Source organism: Shewanella litorisediminis, assembly GCF_016834455.1.
Lineage (GTDB): Bacteria > Pseudomonadota > Gammaproteobacteria > Enterobacterales > Shewanellaceae > Shewanella > Shewanella litorisediminis.
In genome coordinates this window covers 2,301,191-2,316,952 of sequence record NZ_CP069213.1, presented here as the reverse complement: position 1 = coordinate 2,316,952, position 15,762 = coordinate 2,301,191, and the positions used below count along the sequence as shown (strand labels likewise).

Sequence of the window (15,762 nt, the reverse complement as noted above, 5' to 3'; positions counted from 1 at the left end):
TACAGGTCACTTTATCGGTCTGGGTATTTTGGATGAGTCAAAGACCGTGTCACCTTGCACATCCTAATAACGCAAGGGGTACGGCTTAATGGAAGGGGGAGTTGGCTAATGCACTATCATTTGCTTTCTGCACATTGCCTCAAGCTGGCTTCTTGCCTGACTCAGGACCTGGTGGCCATCGACACAGATGTGAAACACCTTACCCTTATCCGCATCAATTCTGGCCGTGAAGAGGCCAATAGTCCCAAATAAGCCGGTCTGACAAGACCTTACGGCTTCCCATCCCGTCTTTCCATTGGAGTGCAAGGGTATGGGTATTCTACACTTTTCTTACCGACGCAATCGGATACAGAACAATGCAAGACAACAAGCTATATTTCGAGACGCTGCATAGCGGCTATGGTCAATATTTCGAGATAGACAAGGTGCTCTTTGAGCAAAAAACCAGTCAATGGCATTTATCGATTTTTGAAAATGCCCGCTTTGGCCGGGTGATGGCACTTAATGGCGCCATTCAAACCACCGAAGCCGATGAGTTTGTCTATCACGAAATGCTGACCCACGTGCCGGTATTGGCACATGGCCGGGTAAAAAGCCTGCTCATCATCGGCGGTGGCGATGGCGGTATGCTGCGCGAAGTGGTGAAACACAGGGGGATTGAGCGTATCGTGATGGTGGAGATTGATGGCGCCGTGGTGGACATGTGTAAAACCTGGCTGCCCAATCACTCTGCCGGCGCGTACGACGATCCCCGTGTCGAACTGGTTATTGCTGATGGTATTGACTTTGTTGCCAGCTGCAACGAGCGTTTTGATGTGATTATCTCTGACTGTACTGACCCTGTGGGTCCAGGCGAAGTGCTGTTCAGTTCAGATTTTTATGCGGGTTGCAAAAGATGTCTTAATGAAAACGGCATCTTTGTCGCCCAAAATGGGGTGCCCTTTATGCAGGTAGAGTCCCTGCAGGATACGGTGCGCCGCATGAGCACTTATACCCGGGAATGCTGGTTTTACATGGCCGCAGTCCCAACGTACATTGGTGGAGCCATGGCATTTGCCTGGGCCACCGACAATCCAGAGGCACGCAAGCTTGACCTTGCAACCCTCGAGGCGCGTTTCAACGAGGCTGGGATCAGTACCCGTTACTACACGCCGGCTTTGCATCAGGCAAGCTTTGCCTTGCCAAAATACGTCGAACAGGCGATCCGGTCAGCGATGACCGTGACCGCTTAATATCTCACTATTAATAGGCACAATTGAGATGAACGAATGGTCAATTGACGACGCCCGCGCCGGGTACAACGTTGCCCACTGGAGTCAGGGTTTTTATGGGATCAGCGACGAGGGTGAGGTGACAGTCTCCCCGGATCCTAAGAATCCCACCTTCAAAATAGGATTGAACGCGCTTGCCAAGGATATGGTAAAAGCCGGCGTAAGCTTGCCTGTACTGGTGCGTTTCCCGCAAATTCTGCACCACAGAGTCGACCACCTGTGCCAGATGTTCAACCAGGCCATTCAGAAATACGACTATCAATCTGATTACCTGTTGGTGTACCCCATTAAGGTAAACCAGCAGCAAACCGTGGTGGAAGAAATTCTCGCGAGCCAGGTCAGTAAAACCGTACCGCAGCTGGGTCTTGAGGCCGGCAGTAAGCCAGAGCTGATGGCTGTACTCGCCATGGCCCAAAAGGCCAGCTCTGTTATCGTGTGTAACGGTTACAAAGATAAAGAATATATTCGTCTGGCGCTGATTGGTGAGAAGCTCGGCCACAGCGTGTACATAGTGCTCGAGAAAATGTCCGAGCTGCAGATGGTGCTGGATGAGTCCAAGAAGCTGGGTGTGACACCACGTTTGGGTCTGCGTGCCCGTTTGGCCTTCCAGGGCAAGGGCAAGTGGCAGGCGAGCGGCGGTGAAAAGTCGAAGTTCGGTCTGTCTGCCGCACAAATCCTGAAAGTGGTCGAACGTCTGAAAGACGAAGACATGCTGGAATCTTTGCAGCTGCTGCACTTCCACCTGGGCTCGCAAATCGCCAACATTCGTGACATTCGCCACGGCGTGGGTGAAGCCGCACGTTTTTACTGTGAACTGCGTAAGCTGGGTGCCAAGGTGAACTGCTTTGACGTGGGCGGCGGCCTGGCCGTGGATTACGATGGTACCCGCAGCCAGTCAAACAACTCCATGAACTATGCGCTGGCCGAATACGCCAACAATATCGTGTCTGTGCTCACCGACGTGTGTAACCAGAACGAGCAGCCAATGCCGCGCATTATTTCTGAGTCTGGCCGTTACCTGACTGCCCACCACGCGGTGCTCATCACCGATGTGATTGGCACAGAGTCCTACAGCCCGGAAGACATTCCTGCGCCGGAAGAAGACGCGCCTCAGCTGCTGCACAACATGTGGCGCAGCTGGAACGAAATCAGCTCACGCCTCGACCAGCGCGCCCTGATTGAAATCTTCCACGACACCCAGTCTGATCTGGCCGAAGCCCAGTCGCTGTTTGCACTGGGACAGCTGAGTCTTGAAGACCGTGCCTGGGCCGAGCAGTGTAACCTGGCGGTGTGCCATGAGTTGCAGGGGTTGATGAATGCCCGTAACCGTTATCAGCGCCCGATCATCGATGAACTGAACGAGAAGCTGGCTGACAGATTCTTTGTGAACTTTTCTCTGTTCCAGTCGTTGCCGGATGCCTGGGGTATCGACCAGGTATTCCCTGTGTTGCCGCTGTCGGGCCTGGACAAGGTGCCTGAACGTCGCGCTGTGATGCTGGACATCACCTGCGACTCTGACGGTATTGTTGATCAATACGTAGACGGTCAGGGCATTGAAACCACACTGCCGGTGCCAAACTGGTCTGCTGAAGACCCATATCTCATTGGTTTCTTCCTGGTGGGTGCTTATCAGGAAATCCTCGGCGACCTGCACAACCTCTTCGGTGATACCAACTCCGCTGTGGTGCGTATCGACGAAGAAGGCCAGACCAATATTGAGTCTGTGCTTGCCGGTGATACCGTGGCCGATGTACTGCGTTATGTGAACCTCGATGCCGTGTCCTTTATGCGCACTTACGAGGAACTGGTGAACTCTCACATTGCAGAAGACGAGCGCGCGATGATCCTCGAAGAACTCCAGGTTGGCCTCAAGGGGTACACCTACCTGGAAGATTTTTAACCCATACTAAGGCAAGGTGAAGCCAGGCCGGGGAACCAGGGTGCAAGCCCTCCCGGCCCTCAGGTAGAGAAAAATGTTTTTTGAAGGTTCAGAAAAAAAAATAGAAGTTATAGTCACCCCCGGATTCGGCTCACTCAGAGCACTGGGGCGTGAATTCTGGAACGAGATGGTAGCCTGCGCCAATGCAGAAATTCTCTCCAGTATCAACAATGAACACTGCGATGCCTACTTGCTCAGCGAATCGAGTTTGTTTGTCTGGAACGACAGATTCCTGATGCTGACCTGCGGCACCACAACACTCGCCAAAGCGGTTGTTCGTTTTATTTCTGAAGTCGGTGCCGACAAGATTGCGTTTGCCAGCTACCAACGTAAAAACGAGTACCTTTCCCACTTGCAAAGCAGTGCCTTTACTGACGATTTGACCGCCATCCGTGCGCTCTTGCCCGGAGATGCCTTCAGAATAGGGCATCTGGATTCCCATCATCATTACATTTTCACCAGCAACAAGCCCTACGAAGCGGCCGCAGATGACCATACCAGTGAGCTTTTGATGTACCACATTCGTGGTGAGGCCGCTGATTACTTACGCGGTGAACATCAGAGCGCAGCTGAAATCCGCAGCCTGCTGCAACTGGAAGCCATGTTGCCGGGCTTTGTGTTTGATGACTTTTTGTTTGAGCCTTTTGGCTATTCCATCAATGGCATCCGTGGCGATCGCTACATGACCATTCATATTACGCCGCAGGAAAACAGCTCTTACGTGAGCTTTGAAACCAACTTGCCACTGGAGGGGGAGTATCGGCAAATTTTCTCCCGCTTGCTGGGGATACTCAACCCGGGCAGTTGGGATGAGATTGGCTTCAACGCCAGGCGCCATACCGAAAATTACCCGGCGCACCTGTGTCTGGGAAGCTGTGCGTTATCCATGGCGCAGGGGTATAACGTGGACTTCAGTCACTATCAGCAGCTCTGTCATGAAGTGCTGATCCCAGAGCCAATGTAAAATTGCGGCCATGGAATGTTTAATGGGCCAAACTAATAAACGGGCATAGCCAATGCGCCATCTTTTGGCCGCATAAAAACAAAAGCCGACATCACAGTCGGCTTTTTTGTTGCGCGTCAAGCGGCTAGAATGCCTCAAACGATACTGGGCCAATAAGGATTTACCATGACAGATCTTAGCGACATTCGCCGTGAATACACTAAAGGCGGCCTCAGGCGCAGCGAATTGCCCGAAGACCCCATGGCACTCTTTGAACGCTGGATGGAGCAGGCCAAGGCGGCTGAACTTACCGACCCGACTGCCATGTGTGTGGCGACAGTCGACGACCAGGGGCAACCCTATCAACGGATAGTGCTGCTCAAGCGCTTTGATGAACAGGGTTTTGTGTTCTTTACCAATTTGGGCAGCCGTAAGGCCACTCAGCTGAAGCAAAATGCCCACATCAGTCTGCTGTTTCCCTGGCATCCATTGGAGCGACAGGTCGCTGTGACAGGCATTGCCGAACCCCTTTCAACGGCAGAGGTGCTTAAGTACTTTGTCACCCGTCCAAAAGAGAGCCAAATTGCTGCCTGGGTGTCTGCCCAGTCATCCAAACTCAGTGCACGGCAGGTACTGGAAGCCAAGTTTATGGAAATGAAGCAGAAATTTTCCGCGGGGGAGGTGCCTTTACCGTCCTTCTGGGGAGGCTATCTGGTGCGTCCTTCCAGCATAGAATTCTGGCAGGGAGGAGAACACAGACTACACGACCGCTTTATCTATGAAAAATCAGCTGAGGGTTGGGCCATTGAGCGGTTGGCTCCGTGATTTGAACGAAACAGGCTCACATTATCTGCCAGAAAGCCCCTTTGGCCTTGGGTAAGGGTAAAACTGACTTTCTGGCCTTTTTTCAGGGCACGTCTTCGGTGAGTATTGATGGCGCGGTAATGGACAAACGCATCCCTATCATTATCGCGGCTCAACCAGCCAAATCCTCTCTCGTCTTTAAGTCATGTGACTGCACCAATACGCTGCCCCTGACATGTCGCCCTTATAGGCAATTGACCAAAGTATCTGAACTTTAACAAGCAGATATTTCAGCCAATTGACAACCCCGATGGGAATTTGCAGCTAGAGTTATAGTGGCCGTTTGGTTTATTGTTTGTGTTGTCACTAATTTAGCAATTCAGGAATGGCCTGAACGCAACGAAACACAAGGAGACAAGTGATGTTTATCCGTACTTTGTTGGGCGCAGCCCTGCTGGTATCTGCATCGGGTGCCATGGCCGATTGGCAATTGAATGCCGCCAATTCCAATGTCAGCTTTATTTCAGTGAAGAAGGGTGATGTTGCTGAAGTGCACAAATTTAAAACCCTTGAAGGTAAACTGTCTGAACAAGGTGATTTCAGCCTCAGTATTCCGCTGGCGTCTGTCGATACTGGTATTGAAATTCGTGATGAGCGCATGAAAAGCATGTTATTTGAAGTGGAACAATTTCCCTCGTTAACGCTTTCTGCCAAGATAGAACCATCACTGGTTAGCGCCCTGAAGCCTGGCGATATCACGAAAGCGGAAATTCCGGCGACTTTGGAATTGCATGGTAAAACCGATAAGCTCAACGTCGAAGTGACAGTGGCACGGGTGTCTGATAACACCCTGATGGTCAGCAGCAGTGCCATGTTAATCGTCAATGCAGCCAATTTTGGATTAACCGCAGGTATTGAAAAGCTGCGTGAAGTGGCAGGGTTGTCGGCCATCAGCAGTGCTGTGCCGGTTTCATTCGTGCTAACACTTGAGAAATAACAGGATTCGCATGCTTTAAGGAAGAAGAATGCAACTTGTTCCATAATAAAAATGCGGGCCCGGGCCCGACAGAAATGCAATACGGGATTTGACATGGTCACTGATAAAGAAGGTTACGTGCATCTCATACAGTACCTGACTGAAAACTTGGGGCTTTTCGAAGCGCCCGAGGGAAAGGGGTTGGCTGATGAGACAGTGATGGAGCTCTTTGAAGAGCAGTTGTCCGCGCAGATAATCATGGTCTGCGGTCAAAATCCCGAATTGAGTTTTGCCCAACGTAATATGGTCATCCGGGAAATCGACGCCATCGTTTACGATCTCGAAGAAATCCTGGCCCATGTTGGAAATAAAAAAGCCACGCCGGAACAAACGCACTTTATTGCTGACTTTTCTGGGCTTATCAAAAACTTATTCGACCAGGAAATTGTCAAGCTGACCGCCTGAAGCGCCGTCGTGGTTCACACTGTGATGGGGTGAACATGATAAGACTCAAACCAGGATTTGAACACGATACCATTGCTGTTGAGGCATCAGGGATGATTGAGGCGGATGACTACAGCAGCGTTTTGATACCCGCGCTCGAACAAGCGCTGAAAGATCATGCCTCGGTGCGGGTGTGGTACGAAATTGATGATGGATGCCGCGGTGTGCGTCTGTTGTCGCTCTGGCAAGACGTGCTGCTTGGGCTCTTCCATCTCGATGACTTCAGGCGTATTGCCATTCTTACCAATCGTCCTTCCTTTCGCCGTATGGGCGAACTCATTGGCTTATTTATGCCATGTCCCGTACGTGTCTTCCACTTGGATGAGGGTCAAACCGCCAGGGTTTGGCTGTCTCAAAATCGCTGAACACCCCGTTTTTAATTGGCAATCTCCCGCGCTTACGTTATGGTACTTTAGGTTCAGTTTTGGCAGTAACCATATGTAATTAATTGTTTTTCAGGATGTTGTTTATGTTTAGAGCTTGGATTGCAGTTTCGTTGTTATTGTTATCTTGCGCTTCTTCAGGCAAACCTGTCGTGGGGCAGAGTGTAGACATTCATCAGCCCGGCTCAGGGCTAAACTTTGTTGCCCGGGTGGATACCGGCGCCTCTATCAGTTCAATCCATGCCGTTGATATCGAGGTGCTCGGCGGCGAAGCGGAATCGATGAAAGACAACATCGGAAAACGGGTACGCTTCACCACAGAAGGACGGGGTGGAGTCAGCAAAACTATTGAGGCCAGGATAGTCAAGGTCACCACAGTGTCCAACTCTCAGGGTACAGAGAGCCGTTATACAGTCGAACTTGAGCTGCAATACGAGCAGGACCTGCGCAACATAAGGGTGAACCTCAGAGATCGTGGGCACATGGATTACAAACTGCTGCTGGGACGCAATTGGCTGGAAGGCCACTACCTGGTCGATGTTGCCGAGAAAAACGTTATCGGTGAGCGTGCGCCCATCCACTTGGTGGAAGGTGATATCACCTTCGATACCCGCATCGATACCGGTGCCGTCGAAAACAGTCTGCATGCAATCGACATCCAAATTGAAGACGAAAACCCCACCGACATGGAGGCCAACGTTGGCAAGCGGATAAGCTTTACCACGGGTAATGAAAAAGGCGAAACGCGGCGGATCCATAGCCGTATCACAGAGACGTCTCTCATTCGAAATGCTCAGGGAAGTGAAGTTCGCTATATGGTAGAGCTCACCCTCGGTGAGCCCGGTAAAGAGTTCAAGGTGAAGGTAAACTTAAAAGACAGAAGCCAGATGAGCCATAAACTGCTTATCGGCCGTAACTGGCTTCAGGGGCACTACGTTGTTGATGTGAGTCGCTAATCGCCAATGGGTAACCTGCAATCCACTATGGTGGCCACGGTCAGCGAATGACACAGCGTCAGTGAGCCACCATACTGGCGTTCAAGCCAAGCGCTAAGTGCGTTAAGTTCGGGCGTGATAAGTTCAGGGCTCACCCCCTGTCGGTCGAACCGAATGCGGCAATCATGTCCTGTCTCGTCGACACACACCCTGACAATGTTGCCCTGTGGTGTGTTATCGACTTGAGTGCACAGGAGTTTTAATAAGCTGAATATCAACAGCGTTAACTGCCATGTTTCAAGGCGCACGCTGAATTTACGCCCCCCCTCCAGCTGAATTTGGATGTCACGTCCTGCAATTTCCGATTGAAACAGCTGCGTCAATTGCTGCAGCACATCCATGGGAACAACGCGTTGGCTGGGCTTATGTTTGCCGGTTAAGAGTTCAAGTAATCTTAGCCGCTCAGCGTGTTCACTCAGCGCATCCTTTAGCTTTTCCATGGGCGCAGCATCCAGAGTGCAAGCCTTCGCCAGCAGGATTTCCTGCTCACGGGCTATCAGGCTTACCAAGTCCCTGAGCCAGTTTTTAAATAACCGCCTCTCGATAACCCACGCCTCGTCTTTGGCTTTGGTATCTTCCATGCTCTGTGTTTTTTGTGAAAGCTCGAATTCTGCCTGCTGCAGTTGTTGTTGGATTTTGGCGTTTTCACTGCCGCAGAGGCTAAGACTGCGTTCGAGTGCCGCCGTTCGCTCCAACAGTTCGTTTTCAATGCGCTTGCGATTTTGAATATCAAAGGCGATGGCTCCGGTTCCCCTGAGATTGTCGTCGTCATCCCGGATGGCAAACTTGGTCATTTGAAAACGAACTTCTCCCAAACGTGTCGGCAGTGTCTCTTCGAATTGCAGGGGAGCATCCTGGCTCATTACCCGCTGATCGCTCTCGCCATAGATCTGGGCAAGATCGGATGAAAATAGCTGCCTGTCGGTTGCCCCCAGGATCCTGTGTCGGTCAAGACCTATGGTTTCACAAAACTTATCGTTCACCATCAGGTAGCGTCCGGCCGTATCCTTGATAAAAATGAGGTTGGGGGAAGACTTCAGCAGGGCACTGAGCTGTTCCTTGTGGGCGAGTAAATCCTGCTGCGCCTCCTGCTGAACTTCCAGCTGTTGCTCCAGCGCCAGATTTGATGCATCGAGACTTGCCATGGCGATTTCCAGCTGGCGGGTGCGGGCGACAAGCGCGCTGGCCAAAACCCCGATTTCATCCTCACGCTGACTCGCTTGCAGCTCCAGATGGGCTGCATCTTCCGCTTTTAACGCAGACACCAAGCGTGCAAGCGGTTTGATATAAAGCCAATGTTGTACATAAATCATCAGCAGCAGTGCCACCACCTGTGCCAGCAGCAAATAAAAGCCTGCGCGCTCAACCAGAAGTAAGGCTTCATTTTTAAACGAGCTTTTGGGTGTTACCGTAATGACCTTCCAAAATGTGCCTGGCATCCGATACACAGACACCAGTGTCGGCGCTGCAATCAGCGGGTCAGCGTCGATGGCCAGGGTTCCCAATAATGCAGGTGATTGGGGCATGGCAAGGGCGCTGGTGTTGATGATGGCCTCGTACATTTTTTTCCCCTGGGGGAAGTTGCCGGGGACCATGGTCAAAAGCTGTTCCTGAGTGATGACCTGATGTGTCTGCGCGTCATTGATGAATTGTCTGTCGGCATCGTCCACTAAAGCGAGCAATGCCGACAGCTGAGGATAGCGCCGGGCGAGTGCGACCAAGTCGGGCAAGGTCGCATGTCCGGGTAAACTTTGCTCGGCGCCGGCCAGAGGGGCCGACAATACCTGATTAAACTGATCCAGGAGGATGACATAGCCCCCCAATTCCTTGCGGGACTCGGCAAGATAGCTGCTGAGGCTCGAAAGGCTCACATCGATGGTCGCCACGCCCTGGAATTCATGCTCCTGCCAGATGGGCACTGATGCGGTGACCATGGACTCTTGGGTATGGGGGTCTATGTAGGAAGGGGACCAGAACACCCGGCCGGCCGGAAACAGTCTAATGGGCTTGTACCAGAGTTCATCGAAGTAATGACCGCTGCTTTGGTTGTAACCCTCGTTCTTACGTAATTGACCAAGCAAGTCTCTGACCCAGAAAAGGCTTCTGATCTCGGTTTCCTGTCCAAGCGGATGACCTTTCTCTGGCCAGATCCCACCACTTGCGACCACTTCTTTGTGGTTGGGCAACGAGAGCAGGCTGGGAATGGTTCTTTCAATGGTGGCAATATCGTTTCTTTGGGTGCCTGCAACGTCGGCAATGGCGACCACCAGGGTGTCGAGCTGGGCCGTCAAATCCCGCAACCTGGCCTGGATCAACTGTCCCTGAGAGAGGTTGAGATTCATTTCCTGTGTCAGTCGTTCTTCTTTTTGGCTGCCAAGAAGAATCCACAGGGTGGCCAGCAAAAGCAGTGTGGCTATCAGGCTTTGCAGTAATCCCACCCGAAACGGCAAACTATTACGCCATCTTGGGTGCAATGTATTTGATACATAGGCCTTGGAACGATTCATGGCAGGCCGGATCCTTTGGGCTGAAAATGACACTCTCAGCAGCCAGTCTAACGGATAATTTGTTATTTGCCATTAGCTTAAAGTTAAAAGGCACCCGGGAGGGTGCCTTTTCGTTTGTCAGAGTTTTAAGCCGACCAAAAGCTTGTCCAGCTTTTCGGCCGTGGCGTGGAGTTCATCACAGCCTGACACCGATTGGTTTGCAGATTGCTCCACATCGTGGGACTGGTTACGGATTTCCATCAGGTTGCCGGCAATTTCGTTGGCAACCGCAGATTGCTCTTCGGCTGAGGTGGCAATCAGCACACTCATTTCAAATACCTTGGCACTGTGGTGGGCGATGCTGTCGAGATCTTCGCCGGTTTTTATCACGTGCTTTTTGCCTTCTTCGGCCTGTTCGACGGTACGCGCCATGACCTGCGTCAGGTTACGGGAGCCGGACTGCAGCGCCTCAATCATGGACTTGATTTCCACGGTGGCGGCCTGAGTGCGGCCAGCGAGGGTACGCACTTCATCGGCCACCACGGCAAAACCACGTCCCTGCTCACCGGCGCGGGCCGCTTCAATGGCGGCGTTAAGCGCCAGCAGATTGGTTTGCTCGGAAATGGCGTTAATGGTAGTGACCACCTCATCGATGCGGCTCGCGTTTTCATTGAGTACGGTTACCGCATCGGATGCTCTGGCGATTTCGCTGGACAGCTGTCCGATGGCACTGACTGTGGTTGCAATATCCTTGGAGCCAGCAGCCACTTGCTGATTGGCTTCCTGAGTCTCCTGGGAAGAGTGCTCGGCATTGCTGGCCACTTCCCGCACAGCAGCGGTCATTTGCTCCATGGCGGTGGCGAGAGAATCGAGATGAGCACGTTGACTTGCAGCGAGGGCCTGACCGTCCCGGGCATTGGTGCGGAATGACTCCACCACGGTACGGATTTGGCGGGTGGCGTCGTTGATGTTTTTCACCAGGTTATGTTGACGTTCAACCAGGGAGTCAATGCTGATGGCCAGAATACTGAACTCATCTTTTACCTGGAAGAAGTTGAGCCTGCCTGTCAGGTCGCCATCGGCGGCACGTTTGAGGGCCATTACCGTGGTATAAAGTGCGCCACCAACAAAGGTGGAGATGTAGTAGCTGAAAATAAAGATGATAAAGAGCACCAGCGCAATAGCACCCATGACAAACCAAGTGTCGTTACCGGATTCCAGCGATACCGCCTTGGCATCGAGTGTGCTGACCGCGACCAATTGCTTGTCACTGATGGCACTGACAGATTGGTAACGGCCGCTGGAATTGGCTTCGTCGCTGCCGCCGCCACTGCGGGCCAACTGCTGGGCCTTGTTGCCCAAATTACTGACGGGCACTACCTGAGTGTTACCGGAAAGACTTTGCAAAAATGCCCCTTGCTGCTCAGCCGGAATATAGTTGAGCGCCTGCGACACCAGTTGATTGACATCATTGGTGTGGTTACGGCTTTGTGCCAAGTGGGTTTCGAGCAAGGTCTCGTTGAATTTGATGTTGAGTACCAGTGCCAGTGACAGCACCATCAGCACCGGGACAATGGCCAAAATGGCAAACTTGGTTTTGAGAGTCATGTGGATGAGATATTGATCTACCCAGCGAAACTTCACTTCTTTCATGAATTACCTCGGAGCGGGGCTGCATGTGACCCTATGTTTATCGGTTCTTGATGACCGAACTTTATTATTGCAGCCGAATTATGCTTGTAAATGAATACTTTTTGTTCAGGGCGTTGCCCCTGTTATGTATTCTCAGCATAGAGCACAGCGACAATTTTACATCTCGTCAACATGCCCCGCCAGTCACCCTGTAGGGAAAATACGAACCTCGTATGAAAATTCCTCGAATGTGCTGGAAAATGCAGCGGAAATGGCGGGGGTTTTTCAACATTTCGGCAGATTTATCCCTAGTCAAATAAAGATGCCTGCCGTAAAATTTCACTCTTTTGTTTATTTTGACAAATTTACGCGGCAAGCACGTCGACATGTCGTGAACAGCCTGCACAAAACGGCAGGTACGAGAGCAGTGGAAGAGAAGATGCAGCAATTAACAGAGATTGTGGAACAGGCTCTGGCCGCCATCGAACAGGCGACAGATCTGAAGGTTCTGGACGATATCCGGGTGGACTATCTCGGCAAAAAAGGCCGGATCACCGACTTAATGAAACTGATGGGCACCCTGAGCGCAGAAGAGAAGCCCAAGTTCGGTCAGGCAGTAAATGATGCCAAGCAGAGCGTTCAGGCGAAACTCGGTGAACAGATGGAACTGTTTAAAGCCCGTGAACTGGAAACCAAACTGGCCGCAGAGCAAATCGACGTAACGCTGCCGGGGCGCACTCTGGACAATGGCGGCCTGCACCCAGTGACCCGTACTATTGAACGAATCGAATCCTTCTTTGGCGAGCTGGGTTTTACGGTGAAGCATGGTCCAGAAATCGAAGATGACTTCCACAACTTCGATGCACTGAACATTTCCGAGCACCACCCAGCCCGTGCCGATCACGATACCTTTTATTTCAATCCCAAGGTTATGCTGCGCACCCAAACATCGGGCGTGCAAATTCGTACCATGGAAACGGAAAAGCCGCCGCTTCGGATCATCTCTCCAGGCCGCGTATACCGTAACGACTATGACATGACCCATACCCCGATGTTCCATCAGGTAGAAGGTCTGCTGGTAGATGAAAACGTGAACTTTGCAGAGCTTAAAGGCATTCTGCACGACTTCCTGCGCAACTTCTTTGAAGAAGACCTGCAGGTACGTTTCCGTCCATCTTATTTCCCATTCACCGAGCCTTCGGCGGAAGTGGATGTGATGGGCAAAAATGGCAAGTGGCTCGAAGTGCTTGGCTGCGGCATGGTACACCCCAACGTACTGCGCAGCGTGGGTATCGACCCTGAGAAATATTCCGGTTTTGCTTTTGGTATGGGTGTTGAGCGTTTGACCATGCTGCGTTACGGCGTAAACGATTTGCGCGCATTCTTCGAAAACGACCTGCGTTTCCTTAAGCAATTCAAATAACGGAGCAAATTAGTAATGAAATTCAGTGAATCCTGGCTTCGTGAATGGGTGAATCCTGCCATCAGCCGTGAAGACTTGAGCCATCAAATCACCATGGCTGGCCTGGAAGTGGACGGCATCGATGCGGTCGCAGCCGACTTCAGCGGCGTGTTTGTGGGCGAAGTAGTGGAATGTGGTCAGCATCCCGATGCCGACAAGCTGCGCGTAACCAAGGTAAATGTGGGTGGTGACGCCCTGCTCGACATCGTTTGCGGTGCGCCAAACTGCCGTTTGGGTCTTAAAGTGGCCGTAGCCACTGTGGGCGCCGTGCTGCCCGGTGACTTCAAAATCAAAAAAGCCAAGCTCCGTGGCCAGCCTTCTGAAGGCATGCTGTGTTCCTACAGCGAGCTGGGTATCGATATCGAAAGCGATGGCATTATTGAATTGCCACTGGATGCGCCCATTGGCACAGATATCCGTGAATACCTCGACCTGAACGATGCCGTTATTGATGTTGACCTGACTTCCAACCGTGCCGACTGCCTCGGTATGGCAGGCCTTGCCCGCGAAGTGGGCGTGCTTAACCGCGCCGAAGTGACAGAGCCAAGCTGGGCTCCTGCAGTGGCCAGCATTGACGACACTATCGATATTCAGCTGTCAGCCCCTGCTGCCTGCCCAAGATATCTTGGCCGTATCGTGCGTAATGTGAACGTAAAAGCACCGACGCCTGAATGGATGAAAGAAAAGCTGCGCCGCAGTGGCATCCGTTCAATCGATCCTATCGTGGATATCACCAATTATGTGTTGATTGAATTTGGTCAGCCGATGCACGCCTTTGATCTCGCCAAAATCGACGGCAAGATTGAAGTGCGTTTGGGCGATGGTGAAGAAAAGCTCACTCTGCTGGACGGCAGTGAGATCACAGTACCAAACGACACCCTGGTGATTGCCGACAACAGCAAGCCTCTGGCACTTGCCGGTGTGTTTGGTGGCGAGTTCTCAGGTGTGGGTGAAACCACCCAGGACATCCTGCTCGAGTGTGCCTTCTTTGCTCCTTTGGCCATCATGGGTAAAGCCCGTAAACTTGGCCTGCACACAGACTCATCACACCGATTTGAGCGCGGTGTAGACCCAGAGCTGCAGCATAAGGTGATGGACCGTGCCTCCCGTTTGGTGCTGGATATCTGTGGCGGTGAAGCTGGCGCTGTGGTTGAAGCCAAATCCGATGAGCATCTGCCAAAAGCCAAAGAGATCCTGCTGCGTCGCAGTAAGCTCGACAAAATCCTTGGTCACCATGTACCCGACAGTGACGTCGTTGAAATCCTGACCCGCCTGGGCTTTGCCGTAACAGCAGGTGAGGGCGAGTGGCAGGTGACCACCGCGACCTATCGTTTCGACATGGCCATCGAAGAAGACCTGATTGAAGAAGTTGCCCGTATCTACGGTTACAACAACATCCCCAACAAGGCGCCCATGGCTCACTTGCGGATGTCAACCCATCAGGAAGCCGATATCAGCCTGAAGAAAGTGCGTAGCTTCCTGGTTGCCCGCGGCTTCCAGGAAGCAGTGACTTACAGTTTCGTGGATCCCAAGTTGCAGCAATTGGTGCATCCGGGTGAACAGGCAATGATCCTGCCTAACCCGATTTCCAGTGAAATGTCTGCCATGCGTCTGTCTATGTTCACCGGATTGCTCACCGCAGTTGGCTACAACCAGGCGCGTCAGCAGGGCCGTGTGCGCCTGTTTGAGACAGGATTGCGCTTTGTGCCTGATGCCAGTGCAGAATCCGGCGTGAGGCAGCAACCTATGCTGGGCGCCGTGATTGCAGGCCTTCAGAACGAAGAACATTGGTCAATGGAGAGCAAAACCGTTGATTTCTTCGATCTTAAGGGCGATTTGGAGGCAATTATTGGCTTGACAGTTTCAGGATCCGAATTTAGTTTTAGAAGAGCGACACATTCGGCGCTTCACCCAGGCCAATGTGCTGAAATTCTAAGGAATGATCGCGTCATCGGTTATATAGGTGCCGTCCATCCAAGCCTTGAGAAGCCATTTGGGCTCAATGGTAAAACCATCGTATTTGAGCTGGAACTGGATGCAGTGTTACATGCGAAATTGCCGGAAGCTCAGGTGATTTCCAAGTTCCCCGCTAACCGCCGGGATATCGCATTGGTCGTTGATGAAAGCGTTGCTGCGGCAGATGTGATAAAAGTTATAAGAAAAGTTGGCGAAAATCAGTTGGTTGGCGTAAACTTGTTCGATGTATACCAGGGTAAAGGTGTTGAGCCTGGTAAAAAGAGCCTGGCAATTGCACTGACGTTACAAGACAACACTCGCACACTTGAAGAAAAAGAGATCGCAGAAGCAGTAGATACTGTGGTTTCAGCGCTCAAGTCCGAGTTCAACGCATCGTTGAGGGATTAAAGT

The 15,762-nt window shown here is 51.9% G+C and carries 14 protein-coding genes; 11 read left to right on the top strand and 3 right to left on the bottom strand.

The window, feature by feature from the left end:
* Nucleotides 1-108 precede the first annotated feature (108 nt).
* The 5 genes from JQC75_RS10050 (at nucleotide 109) to pdxH (ending at nucleotide 4,978) form a co-directional block, all read left to right on the top strand.
* Nucleotides 109-252 (top strand): hypothetical protein, encoded by a 144-nt coding sequence (locus JQC75_RS10050; RefSeq protein WP_203323988.1) that lies wholly within the window; start codon nucleotides 109-111, stop codon nucleotides 250-252.
* Between the two features lie 104 nt (nucleotides 253-356).
* The gene (speE, locus tag JQC75_RS10045) at nucleotides 357-1,232 is read left to right on the top strand and encodes a polyamine aminopropyltransferase (RefSeq protein ID WP_203323987.1); all 876 of its coding nucleotides are present in this window, start codon (nucleotides 357-359) and stop codon (nucleotides 1,230-1,232) included.
* Nucleotides 1,233-1,260: 28 nt separating this feature from the next.
* Nucleotides 1,261-3,171, top strand: coding sequence for a biosynthetic arginine decarboxylase (speA, locus tag JQC75_RS10040; protein ID WP_203323986.1), 1,911 nt, complete (start codon nucleotides 1,261-1,263; stop codon nucleotides 3,169-3,171).
* Nucleotides 3,172-3,244: 73 nt separating this feature from the next.
* Complete coding sequence (locus JQC75_RS10035) at nucleotides 3,245-4,174, top strand: adenosylmethionine decarboxylase (RefSeq protein ID WP_203323985.1); 930 nt, start codon at nucleotides 3,245-3,247, stop codon at nucleotides 4,172-4,174.
* 165 nt (nucleotides 4,175-4,339) lie between these two features.
* A complete protein-coding gene (gene pdxH, locus JQC75_RS10030) occupies nucleotides 4,340-4,978 on the top strand; it encodes a pyridoxamine 5'-phosphate oxidase (protein ID WP_203323984.1) in 639 nt (212 codons plus the stop codon).
* On the opposite strand, the gene JQC75_RS10025 is transcribed toward pdxH, so the two are convergent.
* On the bottom strand, nucleotides 4,930-5,133 hold the full coding sequence (locus JQC75_RS10025; RefSeq protein WP_203323983.1) for a cold-shock protein: 204 nt from the start codon (nucleotides 5,131-5,133) through the stop codon (nucleotides 4,930-4,932). The genes pdxH and JQC75_RS10025 overlap by 49 nt on opposite strands.
* Before the next feature lie 245 nt (nucleotides 5,134-5,378).
* Here JQC75_RS10025 and JQC75_RS10020 point away from each other — a divergent pair, with 245 nt between their 5' ends.
* From JQC75_RS10020 to JQC75_RS10005, 4 genes are all read left to right on the top strand, one after another.
* Entirely contained in the window at nucleotides 5,379-5,954 is a 576-nt protein-coding gene (locus JQC75_RS10020) for a YceI family protein (RefSeq protein ID WP_203323982.1), read from the top strand.
* Between the two features lie 93 nt (nucleotides 5,955-6,047).
* A complete protein-coding gene (locus JQC75_RS10015; protein WP_011760071.1) occupies nucleotides 6,048-6,398 on the top strand; it encodes a DUF3802 family protein in 351 nt (116 codons plus the stop codon).
* A gap of 35 nt (nucleotides 6,399-6,433) precedes the next feature.
* Nucleotides 6,434-6,802 carry a SpoIIAA family protein gene (locus tag JQC75_RS10010; protein ID WP_203323981.1) on the top strand — a complete coding sequence of 123 codons (369 nt, stop codon included), beginning with the start codon at nucleotides 6,434-6,436 and terminating at the stop codon, nucleotides 6,800-6,802.
* A 104-nt stretch (nucleotides 6,803-6,906) separates the two neighbouring features.
* Entirely contained in the window at nucleotides 6,907-7,776 is an 870-nt protein-coding gene (locus JQC75_RS10005) for a putative ATP-dependent zinc protease (RefSeq protein ID WP_203323980.1), read from the top strand.
* Here the strand turns inward: JQC75_RS10005 and JQC75_RS10000 are convergent.
* Both JQC75_RS10000 and JQC75_RS09995 read right to left on the bottom strand, forming a co-directional pair.
* A complete protein-coding gene (locus JQC75_RS10000) occupies nucleotides 7,773-10,322 on the bottom strand; it encodes a PAS domain-containing protein (RefSeq protein ID WP_203323979.1) in 2,550 nt (849 codons plus the stop codon). The genes JQC75_RS10005 and JQC75_RS10000 overlap by 4 nt on opposite strands.
* A gap of 117 nt (nucleotides 10,323-10,439) precedes the next feature.
* Nucleotides 10,440-11,954, bottom strand: coding sequence for a methyl-accepting chemotaxis protein (locus JQC75_RS09995; protein ID WP_203323978.1), 1,515 nt, complete (start codon nucleotides 11,952-11,954; stop codon nucleotides 10,440-10,442).
* Between the two features lie 418 nt (nucleotides 11,955-12,372).
* Here JQC75_RS09995 and pheS point away from each other — a divergent pair, with 418 nt between their 5' ends.
* Both pheS and pheT read left to right on the top strand, forming a co-directional pair.
* Entirely contained in the window at nucleotides 12,373-13,356 is a 984-nt protein-coding gene (gene pheS / locus JQC75_RS09990) for a phenylalanine--tRNA ligase subunit alpha (protein ID WP_203323977.1), read from the top strand.
* Between the two features lie 15 nt (nucleotides 13,357-13,371).
* Complete coding sequence (gene pheT, locus JQC75_RS09985; RefSeq protein WP_203323976.1) at nucleotides 13,372-15,759, top strand: phenylalanine--tRNA ligase subunit beta; 2,388 nt, start codon at nucleotides 13,372-13,374, stop codon at nucleotides 15,757-15,759.
* Nucleotides 15,760-15,762: the final 3 nt, after the last annotated feature.

Bases quoted from the DNA above. Each gene is read 5' to 3' on its own strand.
- JQC75_RS10050 (WP_203323988.1), top strand. From the start codon at position 109: ATGCACTATCATTTGCTTTCTGCACATTGCCTCAAGCTGGCTTCTTGC.
- speE (WP_203323987.1), top strand. From the start codon at position 357: ATGCAAGACAACAAGCTATATTTCGAGACGCTGCATAGCGGCTATGGT.
- speA (WP_203323986.1), top strand. From the start codon at position 1,261: ATGAACGAATGGTCAATTGACGACGCCCGCGCCGGGTACAACGTTGCC.
- JQC75_RS10035 (WP_203323985.1), top strand. From the start codon at position 3,245: ATGTTTTTTGAAGGTTCAGAAAAAAAAATAGAAGTTATAGTCACCCCC.
- pdxH (WP_203323984.1), top strand. From the start codon at position 4,340: ATGACAGATCTTAGCGACATTCGCCGTGAATACACTAAAGGCGGCCTC.
- JQC75_RS10020 (WP_203323982.1), top strand. From the start codon at position 5,379: ATGTTTATCCGTACTTTGTTGGGCGCAGCCCTGCTGGTATCTGCATCG.
- JQC75_RS10015 (WP_011760071.1), top strand. From the start codon at position 6,048: ATGGTCACTGATAAAGAAGGTTACGTGCATCTCATACAGTACCTGACT.
- JQC75_RS10010 (WP_203323981.1), top strand. From the start codon at position 6,434: ATGATAAGACTCAAACCAGGATTTGAACACGATACCATTGCTGTTGAG.
- JQC75_RS10005 (WP_203323980.1), top strand. From the start codon at position 6,907: ATGTTTAGAGCTTGGATTGCAGTTTCGTTGTTATTGTTATCTTGCGCT.
- JQC75_RS10000 (WP_203323979.1), bottom strand. From the start codon at position 10,322: ATGAATCGTTCCAAGGCCTATGTATCAAATACATTGCACCCAAGATGG.
- JQC75_RS09995 (WP_203323978.1), bottom strand. From the start codon at position 11,954: ATGAAAGAAGTGAAGTTTCGCTGGGTAGATCAATATCTCATCCACATG.
- pheS (WP_203323977.1), top strand. From the start codon at position 12,373: ATGCAGCAATTAACAGAGATTGTGGAACAGGCTCTGGCCGCCATCGAA.
- pheT (WP_203323976.1), top strand. From the start codon at position 13,372: ATGAAATTCAGTGAATCCTGGCTTCGTGAATGGGTGAATCCTGCCATC.